Origin of the sequence: Nitrospirillum bahiense (genome assembly GCF_007828025.1) — a bacterium.
Lineage (GTDB): Bacteria > Pseudomonadota > Alphaproteobacteria > Azospirillales > Azospirillaceae > Nitrospirillum > Nitrospirillum amazonense.
The window spans coordinates 1-16,949 of the sequence record NZ_VITO01000012.1 but is presented as its reverse complement, the minus strand read 5'-3'; the positions used below and the strand labels follow the sequence as shown (position 1 = coordinate 16,949).

The window sequence follows — 16,949 nt, the reverse complement described above, 5'->3', positions numbered from 1 at the left end:
CCCGTGCAATTCACCAAGCTTCGCATCTCCGGCTTCAAGTCCTTCGTGGACCACACCGAGCTTCTGATCGAGCCCGGGATGACCGGCATCGTCGGCCCCAACGGTTGCGGCAAATCCAACCTGGTGGAGGCGTTGCGCTGGGCCATGGGCGAGACCTCGGCCAAGAAGATGCGTGGCGAGGACATGGACGACGTCATCTTCGGCGGCACGGCCACGCGGCCGGCCCGCAATTTGTGCGAAGTCGTCCTGCACCTGGACAGCCCCAACCTGACCGCCGGCACGCCGGGCGTCAAAGCGGACGCGGTCCAGACGGAAATGGAGATCAGCCGCAAGCTGGAACGCGGCGCCGGCTCCGACTATCGCATCAACGGCCGGCCCGCGCGCGCGCGCGACGTGCAGCTGCTGCTGGCCGACAACGCCTCGGGCGCTCATTCCCCCGCGCTGGTCAGCCAGGGCCGGGTGGGCGCCCTGATCAACGCCAAGCCGGGCGACCGCCGCCAGTTGCTGGAGGAGGCGGCGGGCATCACCGGCCTGCATTCCCGCCGGCATGAGGCGGAATTGAAGCTGAAGGCGGCGGAAACCAACCTGACGCGCCTGGACGACGTGGTCGTCACCATGGACGCGCAGTTGCAGAACCTGCGCAAGCAAGCCCGCCAGGCCGCCCGCTACCGCAACATCTCCGACCACATCCGCCGGGCGGAGGCGCTGCTGCTGCACCTGCGGTGGACCACCGCCACCGCCCAGGTCATGCAGGCCCGCGCCGGCTTCGACAAGGCGGAGGAGGCGGTGCGCGGCCTGATGCTGGCCGTCACGCAGGCCACCACCAAGCGCACGGATCTCGCCGCCAGCCTGCCGCCCAAGCGCCAGGCGGAAGCCGAGGCCGCCGCCGCCCTGCAGCGCCTGCTGGTGGCGCGGGAGCAACTGGACGCGGAGGAGCGGCGCGCGACCGAGGCGCTGGCCACCCTGCAGCGCCGCCTGGCCCAGATTGAGGGCGACCTGGCGCGCGAAAAGGACCTGGCGGCCGACGCCGACCGGGCGCTGTCCCGCCTGGCGGAGGAACGCCAAGCCATCATCGATGCGCAAGAGGACGAGGCCGAAAGCCAGGAACTGGCCAAGGCCCGCCTGGAGGAAATCCGCGACACGGTGGCAACCCTGGACGCCGAGCTGGCCGCCGCCACGGAGCGGCTGGCCGCCGATGAGGCCAAGCGCGCCCAGATCCAGCGCCAGGCGCAGGACCTGGAGCAGCGCGTCGCCACCCTGCGCCGCCGTGTCGAGGAGACGCAGGCGCAGAAGGCGGAGCTGGAGCGCCAGCAGGCCGCCCGCGACGACGTGGCCGAGGCGGAAGAGGCCATCCACCTGGCCGAGGAACGGCTGGAATTGGCCAAGGGCACGGCGGAGGAGGCGGAAGCCGCCAAGGCCGGGGCCGAGCAGGCTGCCAACGCCGCCCGCGCCCTGGGCACCCAGGAACAGGCCGCCGCCCGCGACGCCTTGCAGCGGGCCGAGGGCGACCGCGCCCGCCTGACGGCGGAAGCCGACGCCATCACCCGCCTGCTGAAGGCCGGCGCCGGCGACCTGTTCCCGCCCCTGGTGGACGCGCTGACCGTGGCCAAGGGCTATGAGCAGGCCCTGGCCGCCGCCCTGGGCGACGCCCTGACGGCCCCGCTGGATGAGGCGGCGCCGGTGCACTGGCGCGCCTTCCCGGCGCTGAGCCAGGTAACGCCCCTGCCCACAGGCGCGGAACCGCTGGCCACCAGAGTCAAGGCGCCGGGCGCGCTGGACCGTTGCCTGGCCCACATCGGCATCGTCGCCGATACCGCCACCGGCACGCGCCTGGCGGCCGGTTTGGCGGCCGGCCAGATCCTGGTGACTCGCGACGGCGCCGCCTGGCGCTGGGACGGGCACTGCATCGCCGCCGGCGCGCCCACCGCCGCCGCCGAGCGCCTGCGCCAGCGCAACCGCCTGACCGAGCTGACGCAGGAGATCGCGGAGGCCGACGCCGTGGTGGCCGAGGGCCGCGCCGCCTATGAGACGGTGAAGGACGCGGCGGAGGAGCGCGTGGCCCTGGCGTTGCGAGCGGTGGACCAGGCCTCCGCCAAGGACCGCGCGGCCCGCGACGCCGTCAGCGCCGCCTTCCGCGCCGTGGCCGACGCCCGCGCCACCCACGCCCGCGTGGCCCAGGCCGCCGCCGCCCTGGCCAGCCGCCTGGCCGCCCTGTCCGAGACCCTGGACCAGATGACGGCGGACGAGGAGGACCTGCGGGAACGCTGGGCCGAGGCCCGCGCCACGCTGGAGGAGTTGCCGCCCCCGGGCGAGGGCCGCGAGCAGATCGCGGAGGCCCGCCTGCGCCTGACCGAGGCGCGCGGCACCCAGGCGGAGGCGCAGAACGCCCTGGACCGCCTGCTGCGCGAGGCGGAGGACCGCCGCCGCCGGCTGGACGCCATCGCCGCCGAGGAAACTTCGTGGCGCCAGCGCCGCGACGGCACCGGCGGCCGCCTGGCCGAGCTGACCGAACGCGCCGAGGAGACGCGGGAGGAGCAGGAGCGCCTGGCCGAACGCCCGGCCCAGATCGAGGAAGAGCGCCTGACCCTGGCCGACCTGATCCATGAGGCGGAGCGGGTGCGCAGCCGTGCCGGCGACGACCTGGCGGAAGCCGAGGGCGCGCTCACCACGGCCGAGCGCACCCTGAAGGAGGCGGAGAACGGCCTGGCCGACGCGCGCGAGGCCCGCGCCCATGCCGAGGCGGCCGTCGGCTCCGCCCACCAGCATCTGGACACGGTCAAGGAGCGCATCGCCGAACGGCTGGATTGCCCGCCGGAACAGGTGCTGGCCCTGGCCGGCCTGGACGAGGGCGAGCCCCTGCCCGAGGCCCATGCCGTGGAGCAGCGCCTGGGCCGTCTGGAGGCCGAGCGCGACAACATGGGCCCCGTCAACCTGCGCGCCGAGCAGGAGGTGCAGGAACTGGATGAGCAGATCGGCGTCATGAAGACGGAGCGGGAGGACCTGGTGTCCGCCATCGCCCGCCTGCGCCAAGGCATCTCGGGCCTGAACAAGGAGGCGCGCGAGCGGCTGCTGGCCGCCTTCCACAAGGTGGACACCCACTTCCAGGAGATGTTCACCCAGCTGTTCGGCGGCGGCCGCGCCCAGCTGAAGCTGACCGACACCGAGGATCCGCTGGACGCCGGCCTGGAGATTTACGCCAGCCCGCCGGGCAAGAAGCTGCAGATCCTGTCGCTGCTGTCGGGCGGCGAGCAGGCCTTGACCGCCATCGCCCTGCTGTTCGCCGTCTTCCTGTGCAACCCGGCCCCCATCTGCGTGCTGGACGAGGTGGATGCCCCCCTGGACGAGGCCAACGTGGGCCGCTTCTGCGACCTGGTGGAGGAGATGGCGCGGGCGGGCCATACCCGCTTCCTCATCATCAGCCACCACCGCCTGACCATGTCGCGCATGGACCGCCTGTTCGGCGTCACCATGGCCGAACGGGGTGTGTCGCAGCTGGTGTCCGTGGACCTCGCCACCGCCGAGGAACTGCAAGCCGCCGAATAAGCGCAAAAGTGCACGTGAATCCGGGCGGTTAACGTTGTTACCCCGCGACAACTGGCGCGCTGGCCCGCAACAGTCCGGCCCTGGCGGGAAAGCGCGCGCTGCACTATCTTAACTAAGAAGGGCCCTGGGGCAGGGTCCGGGCGGTTGGGGCTTGTTTCATCCGGCGGCAGCGGCCGAACCGGACGTGTGAGGGAGACTGAAATGCGGTACCGTTCCTTGGCACTCGCGGCGGTGGGCCTGTTGGCCGTTGCCGGTTGCGCCACCAACCCCGACGCCGACCAGGCGGCGTACGCCCAGCGCGCGCTGATCGGCATGCCGAAGCAGACCCTGCTGTCCTGCGCCGGCGTGCCCACCCGCCAGACGGCGGTCGACAATGTGGAATACTTCACCTACTCCAGCGACAGCCTGCAGACCCGCGTGGGCCCGTCCTACTGGGGTGGTTTCGGCGGCGGCCCGTGGCATCGCGGGTATTGGGGTGGTGCTGATTTCGGCCCCACCGAGGTGTCGGCCCGCAACTGCAACGCCACCTTCACCCTGAAGAACGGCGCCGTGCAGCAGCTGGTGTATGGCAGCTCCACCGATAGTCCCGCTGGCCGCCTGTCCCAATGCTACGCCATCGTGCAGAATTGCCTGCCGCTGGTGCCGCAGCAGCCGGGCCCGGCGGCCTCCGCCGCGACCGGCGCCGGCAGCCGCGCCCGTTAAGGGACCGAATATTGCCCTGCCGAAACAATCCCTGGGGCGCCAGGGGTTGTTGGGCACGGCGCGGTGCACGGGGTGCCCATATCCCTCGACCTATGCTTAAGGCCCGGCCCTCGGCCGGGCCTGTCGCCGTTTGGCCCATTGCGGACGCGGCGCAACATGACGTTTCATAGTCCCCTGGAAGGAGGGGCCGCCGGTTGCGGCCCGCTTCCGGAGGGGGCCGTTACCGGTCGACAGAAACCGGCGCTGGTTTCCTTGGCATGAATCCACTGGGCACGCGGAAGACCGGCCCTTGGGAAGGCCGGACCACCGGGCGTAAGACCGCCCCTGCCCGCGTTCCCCGTGATGAACGGGAGAAGCGCCTATGCATGTTTCCGGTATCCTGAAGCATAAGGACAGCAGCAGCATCATCAGCGCCAAGCCGGGCGACACCATAGAAACGGTGGCGGCCCTGCTGGCGGCCCATCGCATCGGCGCCGTGCTGGTGCTGGACCCCGGCGGCGGCGTGGCCGGCATCATTTCGGAACGCGACATTGTGCGCGGCCTGGCGACCCATGGCCCCGCCGTGCTGAACCAGAGCGTGTCGGAACTGATGACCCGCAAAGTCGTGGCCTGCGCCCCGGGCGACAGCGTCTCCTCCATCATGACCCGCATGACGGAAGGACGCTTCCGCCACATGCCGGTGATGGACGGCGGCCGGCTGGTGGGGTTCATCAGCATCGGCGACGTGGTGAAGCACCGCCTTGCCGAGGCCACCAGCGAGGTGGAGAGCATGCGCGTCTACGTGGCCGGCGGTTTCTGAGCGGCACGTCCTCCGCCCCGCGCCACCCCGGTGCCACGCGCCGGGGAACGAAGCCGGCTGTGCCGGTTGAAAATATCGTCCGCAAGGGATGGGCGGGCCGCTGTGATGACCATCGCAGCGGCCCGTCACCCGTTCCGGGAGGCTGCCGTCCCCGCCCCTTCAGCGAAAGCCGCCGCCCCATGGTGACCGACCCCAAAGCCATCGCGCTATACGCTTGGCCCACGCCCAACGGCCACAAGATCTCCATCGCCCTGGAGGAAATGGGCCTGCCCTATGCCGTGCACCCGGTGGACATCGGCGCCGGCGACCAGTTCAAGCCGGACTTCCTGGCCATCTCACCAAACAATCGCATGCCGGCCATTGTCGATCCCGACGGCCCTAACGGCCAGCCGCTGTCGCTGTTCGAGTCCGGCGCCATCCTGATTTACCTGGCGGAGAAGACCGGCCAGTTCCGCCCTGCGGACGCCGCGGTATGGTATGGCCATGTGCAATGGCTGATGTGGCAGATGGGCGGCGTCGGCCCCATGTTCGGCCAAGCCGGCCATTTCCGTAATTATGCGCCCGAGCGCATCCAATACGGCATCGATCGCTACACCAACGAGGCGCGCCGACTGATCCGTGTCGCCAACACCCAGTTGGCCAAGACGGAATTCCTGGCCGGCGACTACGGCATCGCCGACATGGCGACATTCCCGTGGCTGCGCCTGCATGAACGCTACGAGATCGACCTGGCCGACTTCCCCCATGTGAAACGCTGGATCGACACCGTGGCCGCCCGCCCCGCCGTGCAGCGCGGGCTGGAGCTGCTGAAGGACAAGAGCCGCCCCGCCGGCCAGGCCTTGGATGAGAAGACGCGGGAGAACCTGTTCGGCGCCCGGCAGCGCTGAAACCCAGCGTCGGCGGCGCCTTCTTCCGGACCATCTTCCGGATAGTGGCGCCTTGACCACGCCGCCGCCGCCGCCATCTACCCCCGCGCCATCGCCCGTGCGGCGGGGTGCGGCATGGGGATGGTCCCCGGCGCAGGTATGGTCAAGGGATGGGCATGCTGGGGTGGTTTTCGGACGTGCGGCGTCAGCGCCGAGTCGCGGCGCGGGCCGGCGCATTCTTGCTCGCCGCGGGGTTGCCCGTCGCCCTGCCGGCCGCCGGCGCCACCGTCAGCCGGCCGGAGGACATGACCGTCAGCGGCAAGCTGATCGCCACCGGCGGCGTCACTCAGGTGGAGGGGGCGGCCGGCGGTGGCCTGACACCCTGGGCCGTCATCGGCGGCGGCGGGACGCGGGAGGAGATGGGTGCCACCGCCTTTTTCACCGCCGTGCGCACCCATGATTACGGCATGAACGCCTATGGCGCCCTGATCGGCCTGTGGGACCGGGTGGAGCTGTCGGTGGCCCAGGACAGGTTCGACACCCAGGCCATCGGCGGCGCCCTGGGGCTGGGCGACGGCTACGCCTTCACCAACACCATCGCCGGCGTCAAGGTGCGGGTGGCGGGCGACGCTGTCTATGCCCAGGACAGCTGGCTGCCCCAGCTGGCCCTAGGCGCGCAGTACAAGTCCAACGACCGCGGCAGCCTGGTGAAGGCCCTGGGTGCGCGCAGCGGCGACGGCGTCGACCTCTACGCCAGCGCCACCAAGGTGCTGCTGGCGCAAAGCCTGCTGCTGAGCGGCACGGTGCGCCTGACCAAGGCCAACCAGACCGGCCTGCTCGGCTTCGGCGGCGCCGACGACGACTACCATGCGGAACTGGAGGGCAGCGCCGCGCTGTTGCTGGACCGCAACCTTGTCGCTGGCGTGGAATACCGCATGAAACCCAACACCCTCGCCCGCGCCAACCCCGGCCTGGCGCCGGAGGACGACTGGTACGACGCTTTCATCGCCTGGCTGCCCGGCAAGAATTTGGCCTTCACCCTGGCCTATGTGAATTTGGGGCGGGTGGTGACGCCCACGCGGCAGAACGCCGTCTATTTGTCCCTGCAAGCGGGGTTCTGAGCCATGTCGCGCCGCACCGCCGCCGCCCTGCTGACAATCGCCCTGGCCGGCGCGATCGCCGGTTGCGCCTCCGGCCCCTCGCCCGACCTTTACCAGACCTTCGGCGGCCAGCCGGGCCTGGTGTCCCTGGTGGACGACTTCATGGACGGCATGATGCGCGATCCCGACCTGCATCCGTATTTCGTCAACGCCAACCGTCCCCACATCAAGGCCGAACTGGTGGCGCAGTTCTGCGCCACCCTGGGCGGCCCCTGCGCGTACAAAGGCATGGACATGAAGATGGCACACGCCCGTTATGGCATCGGCGACCATGAGTTCAACGCCCTGGTCCAGGATCTGCAGGACGCCATGGACCTGCATCGCATTCCCTATCGCGCGCAAAACCGCTTCCTGGCCATGCTGGCACCCTATCGCGACGACGTCGTCCACCCGGCCCCGCCGCCCCGCGCCCGGCCGCCCCTGACCATCGCGCCCGACGCCGTGGTCGTGCCGGAGACGGTGCCGGCGGATGGGCCGCAAAATAAGCCGCCACCTCGCTGACGCTGCCCTTTTTAGGGCAGATGCCCAAGCGGCGGGCAACCGCCGTCCTTTGGACAGCATGACTCAAAATCCTCCACCTGATGGACAGAGGGACTAGCGCTAGGCCCGGATCGTGGTTTAGCATCTACCTATAGCCGGTCCTTCGCTCTACCAAGGTATTGCAAGGGCTTTTCAGGGCTGGCCAGGACCTGCCGAGCGGTCCCCCACAGATGGGCCGCAGCGGCCAAAAACATGTATCCCAGGGCACATCGTTAACATTTTGGTGAGGCCTTGGAGCTCACCCTGCCCATAGGGAATACGCATGAAATGCCGCCGGCGCGGTGGTCGCGGGAACAGCCCGGGCCTAGGCCATTTGGCGGAGGGACGCGTGCCACGGGGCGCCGCTGCATGGGCCCGATTATAAACGGACAAGGTTGACCGGATCGCTTATCCGGCGCCCGGGGATGGCCTCCGGGATAGGTGGAATGGATGAGGTCGGCGCCGGGCGGGTCGTCACAACGTTTGGTTTTCGCTGAAAAATTCCCCGATCTGCCTCTACTCCGTCGCAATCGTCCACCAATATCTAAATCAAGACCCAAGGCATCCGGGTACAGGGAGAACGAAGGACGGCAGGTGAGTGTTTACAAGTGGAGTCCAAGGGTCCGGTCCACCGGGACGGACCATCTGGTACGGAACTTGCCTCTCCTGAAACGTCAGTCACGAGGTTGGTACCCCGTTGGAACGGGGGAGAGTGAAGCCGTCGCGGTCTCGCGTGTTGGGACCGCCCGTCGAGTTGCCTGATAGGCGTGATCCTTCTGAAAGGGTGAACCCATGCCGAAGTCGACCGATTTGTTCACTACCTTCGCCCAAAGCTATGAGGCGCGCCGCGAAGTGGCGATGTCGTTGCAGGAATACCTGGAAGGGTGCCGCGACGACCCGATGATGTACGCCAGCGCACCGGAGCGTCTGCTGGCCGCCATCGGCGAGCCGGAGGTGGTGGACACCGCCAAGGACAGCCGCCTGTCCCGCGTTTTCATGAACCGTACCATCAAGATCTATCCCGCCTTTGCCGAGTTCTACGGCATGGAGGAGACGATAGAGCGCATCGTGGGCTTCTTCCGCCACGCCGCCCAGGGCCTGGAGGAGCGCAAGCAAATCCTCTACCTGCTGGGCCCGGTGGGCGGCGGCAAATCCTCGCTTGCCGAGCGTCTGAAGGCGCTCATGGAAGAGCAGCCCATCTACGTCCTGAAGGCCGGCGACCAGCTGAGCCCGGTGTTCGAGAGCCCGCTGGGCTTGTTCGACCCCGGCACCATGGGCGAGGCGCTGGAGGAACGCTACGGCATTCCCCGCCGCCGCCTGACCGGCCTGGTCAGCCCCTGGGCCATCAAGCGCCTGGATGAATTCGGCGGCGACATCACCCGGTTCCGGGTGGTGAAGCTACGCCCGTCGCGCCTGCGCCAGATCGCCGTGTCGAAGACCGAGCCGGGCGACGAGAACAACCAGGACATCTCCTCCCTGGTGGGCAAGGTCGACATCCGCAAGCTGGAGATGTTCCAGCAGAACGATCCGGACGCCTACAGCTATTCCGGCGGCCTGAACCGGGCGAACCAGGGCCTGCTGGAATTCGTCGAGATGTTCAAGGCGCCCATCAAGATGTTGCACCCCCTGCTGACCGCCACGCAGGAAGGCAACTACATCGGCACGGAGAACATCGGCGCCCTGCCCTTCACCGGCGTCATCATGGCGCACTCCAACGAGGCGGAGTGGCAGAGCTTCAAGAACAATAAGAACAACGAGGCCTTCATCGACCGCATCTGCGTGGTCAAGGTCCCGTACAGCCTGCGCGTCACCGAGGAACAGCGCATCTATGAGAAGCTGATCGGCGGGTCGGAACTGGCCAAATCCCCCTGCGCCCCCGGCACCATGGAGATGCTGGCCCGGTTCACGGTGCTGTCCCGCCTGCGGGAGCACGAGAACTCCAACCTCTTCTCCAAGATGCGCGTCTATGACGGCGAAAGCCTGAAGGAGACGGACCCCAAGGCCCGCACCCTGCAGGAATACAAGGACGCCGCCGGCATGGACGAGGGCATGAACGGCATCTCCACCCGTTTCGCCTTCAAGGTGCTGGCCAGCACCTTCAACTACGACACGGTGGAGGTGGCGGCCGACCCGGTGCACCTGATGTATGTGCTGGAGCAGGCCATCCGCCGCGAGCAGTTCCCGGATGAGACGGAAAAGCGCTATCTGGAATTCATCAAGGCCGAGCTGGCGCCACGCTACGCGGAGTTCATCGGCTATGAAATCCAAAAGGCCTACCTCGAGTCCTACCACGATTACGGCCAGAACCTGTTCGACCGGTATGTCGACTACGCCGACGCCTGGATCGAGGATCAGGACTTCAAGGATCCCGATACCGGCCAGCTGATGAACCGGGACCTGCTGAATCAGGAGCTGACCAAGATCGAGAAGCCGGCGGGCATCGCCAACCCGAAAGACTTCCGCAACGAGGTCGTGAAGTTCGTGCTGCGGACGCGGGCGGCCAACGCCGGCCGCAACCCCAGTTGGACATCTTATGAGAAGCTGCGGTTGGTCATCGAACGGCGTATGTTCAGCCAGGTGGAAGAGCTGCTGCCGGTCATCAGCTTCGGCAGCAAGAAGGATGGCGAGACGGAGAAGAAGCACCACGAGTTCGTCGAGCGCATGGTGGATCGCGGCTATACCGAGCGCCAGGTGCGCCGGCTGGTCGAGTGGTACATGCGGGTGAAGCAGGCGGGCTGAGCGGGACCTTCCCACAGGAAAGGGCCCGGCCTCACCAGCCGGGTCCCATCCCGCGATCCCCTGCGCTTACACGCGAAACCGACACCACCCCCACCCGGCTGACCCCCGGTGGCGCTCTCCCGCCCGGCCCCTTCATGGGTGCCGGGGCGCCGGCGCCGCCGGTACGGTTCCCGGGGCCGGGGTACCGGGGAGTAATGCCTTGTCGTCGATGATCATTGTCGATCGCCGCAGCAATCCCAAGGGCAAGAGCCTGGCCAACCGCCAGCGCTTCATCCGGCGTGCCAAGGAACAGATCCTGCGCGCCGTGAACGGCGCCTCCAGCAACCGCCGCATCAAGGACGTGGAAAGCGGCGCCGACATCTCCATCCCCACCGGCGGCATTTCCGAACCCACCTTCCACCGCTCCGGCCAAGGCGGCATCCGCGACCATGTGGTGCCCGGCAACAAGGAATTCATGGAGGGGGACACCATCGCCAAGCCGCCCAGCGGCCAGAGCGGCGGCCGAGGCACGGATGGCAGCCCCGATGGCGGGGGCGAGGACGAGTTCCGCTTCGTCCTGACGCGGGAGGAGTTCATGGACCTCTTCATGGAGGATCTGGAATTGCCCGACCTCGCCAAGCGCAAGCTGAAGGCGGCCGACGCCGTGCTGTGGCAGCGCGCGGGCTATTCCTCCTCCGGTTCGCCCACCAACCTCAACCTGGTGCGCACCATGCGCAACAGCCTGTCGCGCCGCATCGCGCTGAAGCGCCCCAAGTCGGAGGAGATGCTGGCGCTGGAGGCGGAGATCGCGGAACTGGAGGCCCAGCCGGGCAAGGACCCGGACCGGCTGATGGAGCTGCGCGGCCTGCTGGAACGCCAGGTGATGCGGTCCAAGCGCATTCCCTACATCGACCCCATCGACGTCCGCTACAACCGCTTCACGCCCATTCCCAAGCCGGCGGCCCAGGCGGTGATGTTCTGCCTGATGGACGTCTCGGGCTCGATGACCGAGCATATGAAGGACTTGGCCAAGCGCTTCTTCATGCTGCTCTACCTCTTCCTCACCCGCCGGTACAAGCAGGTGGAGGTGGTCTTCATCCGCCACACCCATGAGGCGGAGGAGGTGGACGAGGACACCTTCTTCCACTCCACCGAGACCGGCGGCACCATGGTGTCGACGGCGCTGGAGGAGATGAAGCGCATCATCAAGGAGCGCTACCCCGTCGCCGACTGGAACATCTACGGTGCCCAGGCCTCGGACGGCGACAACACCACCAGCGATGGCGGCCGCACGGCGGCCCTGCTGGAGCATGACCTGCTGCCCGCCTGCCAGTACTACGCCTATGTCGAGGTCGGGTCCGACCCCGACGCCATGCCCGCGGGCTTCGCCACCCACGCCCGCGAAACCGACCTGTGGCGCACCTACAAGCAGGTCACCGGCACCGAGACGCCCTTCGTCATGAAGAAGGTCCGCCATCGGCGGGAAATCTACCCGGTATTCCGTGAACTGTTCGCCCGCGATGGCGCGAAACAGTCGGAGGAGGCGACACCTTGACCTTAGCCCCCGTTGAACGCCTGAAGCCTGTCAAGAGATCGGAACCCGGGGAGAAGGTGCCGCCGCCGGACGATGCCAACCTGCTCTACACCGGTGCCGACTGGGACTACGACACCATCAAGCGCTGCCACGACGCCATCCAGGAGATCGCGCTGGGCGAGCTGGGACTGGACGTCTACCCCAACCAGATCGAGGTCATCACGTCCGAGCAGATGCTGGACGCCTATGCCTCCATCGGCATGCCCCTGCTGTACCGCCACTGGTCCTTCGGCAAGCATTTCGCCCGGGACGAGGCCATGTACCGCCGCGGCATGCGCGGCCTGGCCTATGAGATCGTCATCAACTCCAGCCCCTGCATCAGCTACATCATGGAGGAGAACTCCATCACCATGCAGGCGCTGGTCATTGCCCACGCGGCGTTCGGCCACAACCACTTCTTCAAGAACAACTACCTGTTCCAGCAGTGGACGGATGCCGAGGGCATCCTGGGCTATCTGGACTTCGCCAAGGCCTACATCGCCCGCTGCGAGGAGCGCTATGGCCAGCAACTGGTGGAACGCACCCTGGATGCCGCCCACGCCCTGATGAACCAGGGCATCCACCGCTACCCCCGCCGCCGCCTGGACCTGCAGTCCGAAGCGCGGCGGGAGCAGGAGCGGCAGGAGATGCAGCGCCAGCTGTACAACGACCTGTGGCGCACGGTGCCCACCAAGAAGGGCCAGAAGGCGCCATCGGACGAGGAACGGCGCCGGGCCCTGCTGGACCTGCCGGAGGAGAACATCCTCTATTTCCTGGAGAAGAAGGCGCCGCGCCTGGCCAATTGGCAGCGCGAGGTGCTGCGCATCGTCCGCCATGTGGCGCAGTACTTCTCCCCCCAGCGGCAGACCAAGGTGATGAACGAGGGGTGCGCCACCTACACGCACTACCGCATCATGACCCGTCTGCACGAAACGGGGCGCATCAGCGACGGCGCCTATATGGAGTTCCTGCACTCCCACACCGCCGTGGTGTTCCAGCCGGCCTTCGACGACCCGCGCTATTCCGGCATCAACCCCTATGCCCTGGGGTTCGCCATGATGCAGGACATCGAGCGCATCGCGACCAATCCCACGGAGGAGGACCGCGCCTGGTTCCCCGGCTATGCCGGCAGCGGCGACGCCATGGCAGCACTCCGCGACGCCTGGGCCAACTATCGCGACGAGAGTTTCATCCTGCAGTATTTGAGCCCGCACCTGATGCGCAAGATGCGGATGTTCCACCTGCACGACAACAGTGATGAGAACGTCTACCGCGTCGCCGCCATCCATGACGAACGCGGCTATCGCCGGGTGCGCCAGCAGCTGGCGGCGCAGTACGACTTCTCCTCCCTGGACCCGGACGTCCAGATCACCGACGTGGACCTGGCCGGCGACCGCCGGTTGATCCTGGAGCACAAGGTGCAGAACGGCGTGCTGCTGGCGGAAGAGGACGCCAAGTCCGTGCTGCAGCACGTCGCCAACCTCTGGGGCTACGACGTGCTGCTGTTCGAGAACGACGACGCCGGCAATACGCTGCGCAAGCTGACCGTGCCCGCCCGCACGATCCTGCTGGCGGAGTGATCAAGGCCCCCAAGGAGGCCAGCGTCAGAGGCAGCCTTCGATATAGTCCACGGCCGGGGGCAAACCCGCGCGGAAGCGGGTGACCCGGCCGGCGGCCGTCTCGAACAACAGGACCCGGCCCCGCTCCTCAATGCGGAGATAGTGCCCGTCCTCATAGGCGTGGGGCTGCACCACCATCGTGGGGCCATAGGCCTTCAGCACCGCCGCCTCCGTGGCGCCGACACCGATCCCCTGGGCCGTCCGGATGGTCGCCTCCCCTCCCGATGGGGCGAAGACGTCGATGCGGGTGATCCGGCCCTTTTCCACCATATAGCTGATCTGCCTGTCCTTGCCGTCGCCGCGGCCGGTCAGCCAGCAGTCCGCCGACTGGGCTTGGCCCATGGGACGAAAGGAAACGTCCAGCGCCGACTCCGCCTGGACGACCGTCATGCCCAGGCGGACAGACCCCAGGCCGTCGAAGGTCAGGGGCGGCGGTGACGGCTGGCAGGCGGCGGGAAGGATGGCCATCACGGCCAGGAAGGGGTGGACCCAGGACCTCATCGGAACCTTCTCCCGCGCGGCGGCTTGTTCCTGCGCGCCGGCCACCGATTTGTCATGCCGCAGATGCGAAATCGCCCTAGTTAAGCCATGTTGCATCGCGATATTATGAGCGTACCCCAAGCGGGTACCCAACCGCCAACCTCCTAGAGAGCAATTCCGATGTCCACCCTGGAACTGGATCCCGCCTTCGTCGCCGCGTGCGAAGCGCACGGGCTGGACCCGCAGAAGACCAACATGTTCCTGCTGGAATGCGCCGTTCAGGGCCGCGAGCCGTCCAAGGTCTCCATGTTCGAGCTGGACCGCCAGCCGTCCGACCTGTGGGCCAAGGTGCGCAAGCTGAACCGCGCCGCCTGATCCCAGGCCCTGCTGGCCAAGCTTTGCTGAACTGAACGAAGCCGCCGGGCCGTTGAGGCCCGGGCGGCTTTTTTCATGCCGGTGAGCACCATTCGTCCAGGGATGCCGCCACCCTCGCCAGCACGCCATACCAGTCGCCGGGCATCTCCTGCCGGAACTGGCGCAGGGTGGGATACCAGGGGCTGTCGTCACGGTCGCGCAACCAGCGCCAGTCGGAATCGAAGCGGTTCAGCAGCCACACCGGCCGGCCCAGGGCCCCCGCCAGATGGACGACGGAGGTATCGACGCTGATCACCAAGTCCATCGCCTGGACCAGCGCCGCGGTATCGGCGAAGTCGGCAACGTTCCCCATGCGGTCGACGACACCATCGGGCAGACCACCCGCCGCGTCCGGATCCTTCTGCAGGCTGTGGAATTCCACCTCCGGGCAGGCGGCGACCAGGGACTCGACCTGGGCCCGCGTCAGGGAGCGGCGGCGGTCCACCTTGTAGGTGGGGTTGCCGGACCAGGCGATGCCGACACGGGGACGATCCCTGGCCGCGATCGGGGCGGCCACCGCCGCCGTCAGGTAGGGCGTGGCCGCCGGCACCGTCCCCAGCCGCGTGTCCAGCGCCAGCGGCAGGCTCATCAGGGGGCAGTGCAGATCAAAATCCGGCAGGGGCGTGCCCCGGGCGATGAAGCGCACCTCCCCGACCGCCACCAGGGCGGGGGAGGTCCGCAACAGGCGCAGCAGGGGCCGCGGCACCTCCACCACCACCCGGCGGCAGCGGGCAGCCACCAGGGGGATGTAGCGGCAGAACTGCAGGGTATCGCCATAGCCCTGCTCGGCATGCAGCAGCAGCGTTCCCCCGGCCATGTCCTCCCCCCGCCAGGTCTTCTGGGCGAAAGGGCGCCGGTGGGGACGGAAATCGGGACTGGCCCAGCGCCATTCATACGCCGCCCAGCCCCGGGGGTAGTCGCCCAGGCCCAGCCAGGCGAGGCCCAGGTTGTAGCGGGCCTCGGCATAGCGGGGGTCGATCGCCAGGGCCGCCTGGTAGCAGGCGATGGCGCCGTCCATGTCGCCCAGCGCCTTCAACCCGCTCCCCAGGTTGTTGTGTGCCTCCACCAGGCGCGGGTTGAAGGCCAGGGCGGCGCGGTAGCACGCGATGGCCTCCTCGGTCCGGCCCCGTTCCAGCAGCACGTTGCCCAGGTTGTAGTGGCCCTCGGGGTAGGCGGGGCGCAGGGCCAGGGCCTGGCGGTAGGCGGCCTCCGCCCCATCCAGATCTTCGCGCTGACGCAAGGCGTTGCCCAGGTTGCTGTGCGCCTCGGCGAAGGTCGGCCTCAAGGACAGCGCCTGCCGGTACTCGGCTTCCGCCTCATCCCAGCGGCCATGGTGGCGCAGGACGTTGCCCAGGTTGCTGTGGGCGTCGGCATTGTCGGGCCGCAGGGCGATCGCCCGCCGGTAGGCGCCCTCGGCAGCGTCCAGCCGGCCCAGCTTGGCGAGCGCGATACCGAGGTTGCCGTGCATGGCGCTGTCGTCCGGCCTCAACGCCACGGCCTCGCCGATCAGTTCTGCGGCGATGGCGGACTGGCCACGCGCCTGGGCCACCAGCCCCAGCACGTGCAGGAAGGCCGGCTGGCGTGGGTTTTGGGCCAAGATGCGCCGGCAGGCGCTTTCCACCCCGGCCAGGTCGCCGGCATGGAAGCGGGCCACCACTTGGTTGTAATCGGCCTGGTTGGGGCTGGCCGGAGCGTGAGCGGTCGCGGTGATTTTGAAAGCCCTCTTTCCCACTGTCCCTCAGCTTTACACGGGGGGGCAGGTGGAAAGCGGGCGGCAAAAAGAGCGGGCCCTTCAGGGCTCGCCCCAATAATCGCCGAAGATCCAGACGTGGCCCTCCAGGTCGCGGGCCACATACTCGCGGGTGCCATGGCCGGTGTCGTGCGGGTCGGTCAGGATGTCGGCGCCGGCGGCGCGCGCCCGGGCATGGTGGGCATCGACACCATCCAGCGCCACCCACACCCCTTGGTTCAGACCGTTCAGCACACGGGGGCTGTGCATGCCGTAACGGTCGACCGGGTTGTCAGGCCCCAGCATCAGCAAGGCGTCCCCCAGCTTCAGCTGGGCGTGGACCACCCGTCCGCGCTCATCCGTGACCACGTGGTGACGGGTGAGGCCAAAGGCGGCGCAAAGCCAGTCAACGGCGGCGGCGGGGTCTTCATAACGCAGCAGGGGAAAGAATTTCGGGCTCCGCGGGCCAGTATCAGGCCCGCCATCAGGCGCCAAGGTCATGTAACCGTCCTTGCAGCGGCAGGACGGATGCCGGTCCCGCGACAAGGGCCATGGTAGCCCGGCTTCAAGGCCGCCGGAACAGGACCAAGGTTCATCATACCATAGCAATAAGGCCGCCCCCGAGCGGGAGCGGCCTTACTTGCATTTGTGATGAGGTCTTGAATAACCCGTGTATCGCACCGGGCGTCAGCGCACGGGATTACCGTTGCGCGCGGCGCCGTTAAGGAGTGATCAAGCCGGACGAGCGATTAGTATGGCTTAGCTTCACGCGTTGCCGCGCTTCCACATGCCACCTATTGACGTGCTGGTCTAGCACGGCTCTTCAG

At 68.0% G+C, this 16,949-nt stretch carries 13 protein-coding genes and 1 rRNA gene; 10 read left to right on the top strand and 4 right to left on the bottom strand.

What is annotated here, in order from left to right:
* Window positions 1-3: 3 nt before the first annotated feature.
* The 9 genes from smc (at window position 4) to FBZ88_RS17520 (ending at window position 13,460) form a co-directional block, all read left to right on the top strand.
* Window positions 4-3,543 carry a chromosome segregation protein SMC gene (smc, locus tag FBZ88_RS17560; RefSeq protein ID WP_145618510.1) on the top strand — a complete coding sequence of 1,180 codons (3,540 nt, stop codon included), beginning with the start codon at window positions 4-6 and terminating at the stop codon, window positions 3,541-3,543.
* Window positions 3,544-3,744: 201 nt separating this feature from the next.
* Window positions 3,745-4,245, top strand: coding sequence for a hypothetical protein (locus FBZ88_RS17555; RefSeq protein WP_145618509.1), 501 nt, complete (start codon window positions 3,745-3,747; stop codon window positions 4,243-4,245).
* A 361-nt stretch (window positions 4,246-4,606) separates the two neighbouring features.
* Window positions 4,607-5,044, top strand: a complete 438-nt coding sequence (locus FBZ88_RS17550) for a CBS domain-containing protein (protein WP_088870841.1) — start codon at window positions 4,607-4,609, stop codon at window positions 5,042-5,044.
* 179 nt (window positions 5,045-5,223) lie between these two features.
* Complete coding sequence (locus tag FBZ88_RS17545) at window positions 5,224-5,931, top strand: glutathione S-transferase N-terminal domain-containing protein (RefSeq protein WP_145618508.1); 708 nt, start codon at window positions 5,224-5,226, stop codon at window positions 5,929-5,931.
* A 218-nt stretch (window positions 5,932-6,149) separates the two neighbouring features.
* Complete coding sequence (locus tag FBZ88_RS17540) at window positions 6,150-7,031, top strand: DUF3034 family protein (RefSeq protein WP_211102711.1); 882 nt, start codon at window positions 6,150-6,152, stop codon at window positions 7,029-7,031.
* A 3-nt stretch (window positions 7,032-7,034) separates the two neighbouring features.
* A complete protein-coding gene (locus FBZ88_RS17535; protein ID WP_145618506.1) occupies window positions 7,035-7,571 on the top strand; it encodes a group I truncated hemoglobin in 537 nt (178 codons plus the stop codon).
* An 810-nt stretch (window positions 7,572-8,381) separates the two neighbouring features.
* Entirely contained in the window at window positions 8,382-10,328 is a 1,947-nt protein-coding gene (locus tag FBZ88_RS17530) for a PrkA family serine protein kinase (protein ID WP_088870837.1), read from the top strand.
* A gap of 208 nt (window positions 10,329-10,536) precedes the next feature.
* Complete coding sequence (locus tag FBZ88_RS17525; RefSeq protein WP_145618650.1) at window positions 10,537-11,862, top strand: YeaH/YhbH family protein; 1,326 nt, start codon at window positions 10,537-10,539, stop codon at window positions 11,860-11,862.
* Window positions 11,863-11,918: 56 nt separating this feature from the next.
* Window positions 11,919-13,460, top strand: coding sequence for a SpoVR family protein (locus FBZ88_RS17520; RefSeq protein WP_145618649.1), 1,542 nt, complete (start codon window positions 11,919-11,921; stop codon window positions 13,458-13,460).
* Between the two features lie 24 nt (window positions 13,461-13,484).
* Here the strand turns inward: FBZ88_RS17520 and FBZ88_RS17515 are convergent, their stop codons facing one another.
* The gene (locus FBZ88_RS17515; RefSeq protein WP_145618505.1) at window positions 13,485-14,000 is read right to left on the bottom strand and encodes a hypothetical protein; all 516 of its coding nucleotides are present in this window, start codon (window positions 13,998-14,000) and stop codon (window positions 13,485-13,487) included.
* 159 nt (window positions 14,001-14,159) lie between these two features.
* Between FBZ88_RS17515 and FBZ88_RS17510 the strand changes: the two genes are divergently transcribed.
* Complete coding sequence (locus FBZ88_RS17510; protein WP_040842430.1) at window positions 14,160-14,354, top strand: hypothetical protein; 195 nt, start codon at window positions 14,160-14,162, stop codon at window positions 14,352-14,354.
* 73 nt (window positions 14,355-14,427) lie between these two features.
* Here the strand turns inward: FBZ88_RS17510 and FBZ88_RS31370 are convergent, their stop codons facing one another.
* The 3 genes from FBZ88_RS31370 to FBZ88_RS17495 form a co-directional block, all read right to left on the bottom strand.
* The gene (locus tag FBZ88_RS31370; RefSeq protein WP_145618504.1) at window positions 14,428-16,125 is read right to left on the bottom strand and encodes a tetratricopeptide repeat protein; all 1,698 of its coding nucleotides are present in this window, start codon (window positions 16,123-16,125) and stop codon (window positions 14,428-14,430) included.
* A gap of 60 nt (window positions 16,126-16,185) precedes the next feature.
* On the bottom strand, window positions 16,186-16,623 hold the full coding sequence (locus FBZ88_RS17500) for a VOC family protein (protein ID WP_145618503.1): 438 nt from the start codon (window positions 16,621-16,623) through the stop codon (window positions 16,186-16,188).
* A 227-nt stretch (window positions 16,624-16,850) separates the two neighbouring features.
* Window positions 16,851-16,949: ribosomal RNA gene (locus FBZ88_RS17495) — 23S ribosomal RNA — on the bottom strand; the annotation flags it as partial.

What these genes read in the sequence shown, in the direction of transcription:
- FBZ88_RS17555 (WP_145618509.1), top strand. Translation starts at nt 3,745, where the DNA reads ATGCGGTACCGTTCCTTGGCACTCGCGGCGGTGGGCCTGTTGGCCGTT.
- FBZ88_RS17550 (WP_088870841.1), top strand. Translation starts at nt 4,607, where the DNA reads ATGCATGTTTCCGGTATCCTGAAGCATAAGGACAGCAGCAGCATCATC.
- FBZ88_RS17545 (WP_145618508.1), top strand. Translation starts at nt 5,224, where the DNA reads ATGGTGACCGACCCCAAAGCCATCGCGCTATACGCTTGGCCCACGCCC.
- FBZ88_RS17535 (WP_145618506.1), top strand. Translation starts at nt 7,035, where the DNA reads ATGTCGCGCCGCACCGCCGCCGCCCTGCTGACAATCGCCCTGGCCGGC.
- FBZ88_RS17530 (WP_088870837.1), top strand. Translation starts at nt 8,382, where the DNA reads ATGCCGAAGTCGACCGATTTGTTCACTACCTTCGCCCAAAGCTATGAG.
- FBZ88_RS17525 (WP_145618650.1), top strand. Translation starts at nt 10,537, where the DNA reads ATGATCATTGTCGATCGCCGCAGCAATCCCAAGGGCAAGAGCCTGGCC.
- FBZ88_RS17515 (WP_145618505.1), bottom strand. Translation starts at nt 14,000, where the DNA reads ATGAGGTCCTGGGTCCACCCCTTCCTGGCCGTGATGGCCATCCTTCCC.
- FBZ88_RS17510 (WP_040842430.1), top strand. Translation starts at nt 14,160, where the DNA reads ATGTCCACCCTGGAACTGGATCCCGCCTTCGTCGCCGCGTGCGAAGCG.
- FBZ88_RS17500 (WP_145618503.1), bottom strand. Translation starts at nt 16,623, where the DNA reads ATGACCTTGGCGCCTGATGGCGGGCCTGATACTGGCCCGCGGAGCCCG.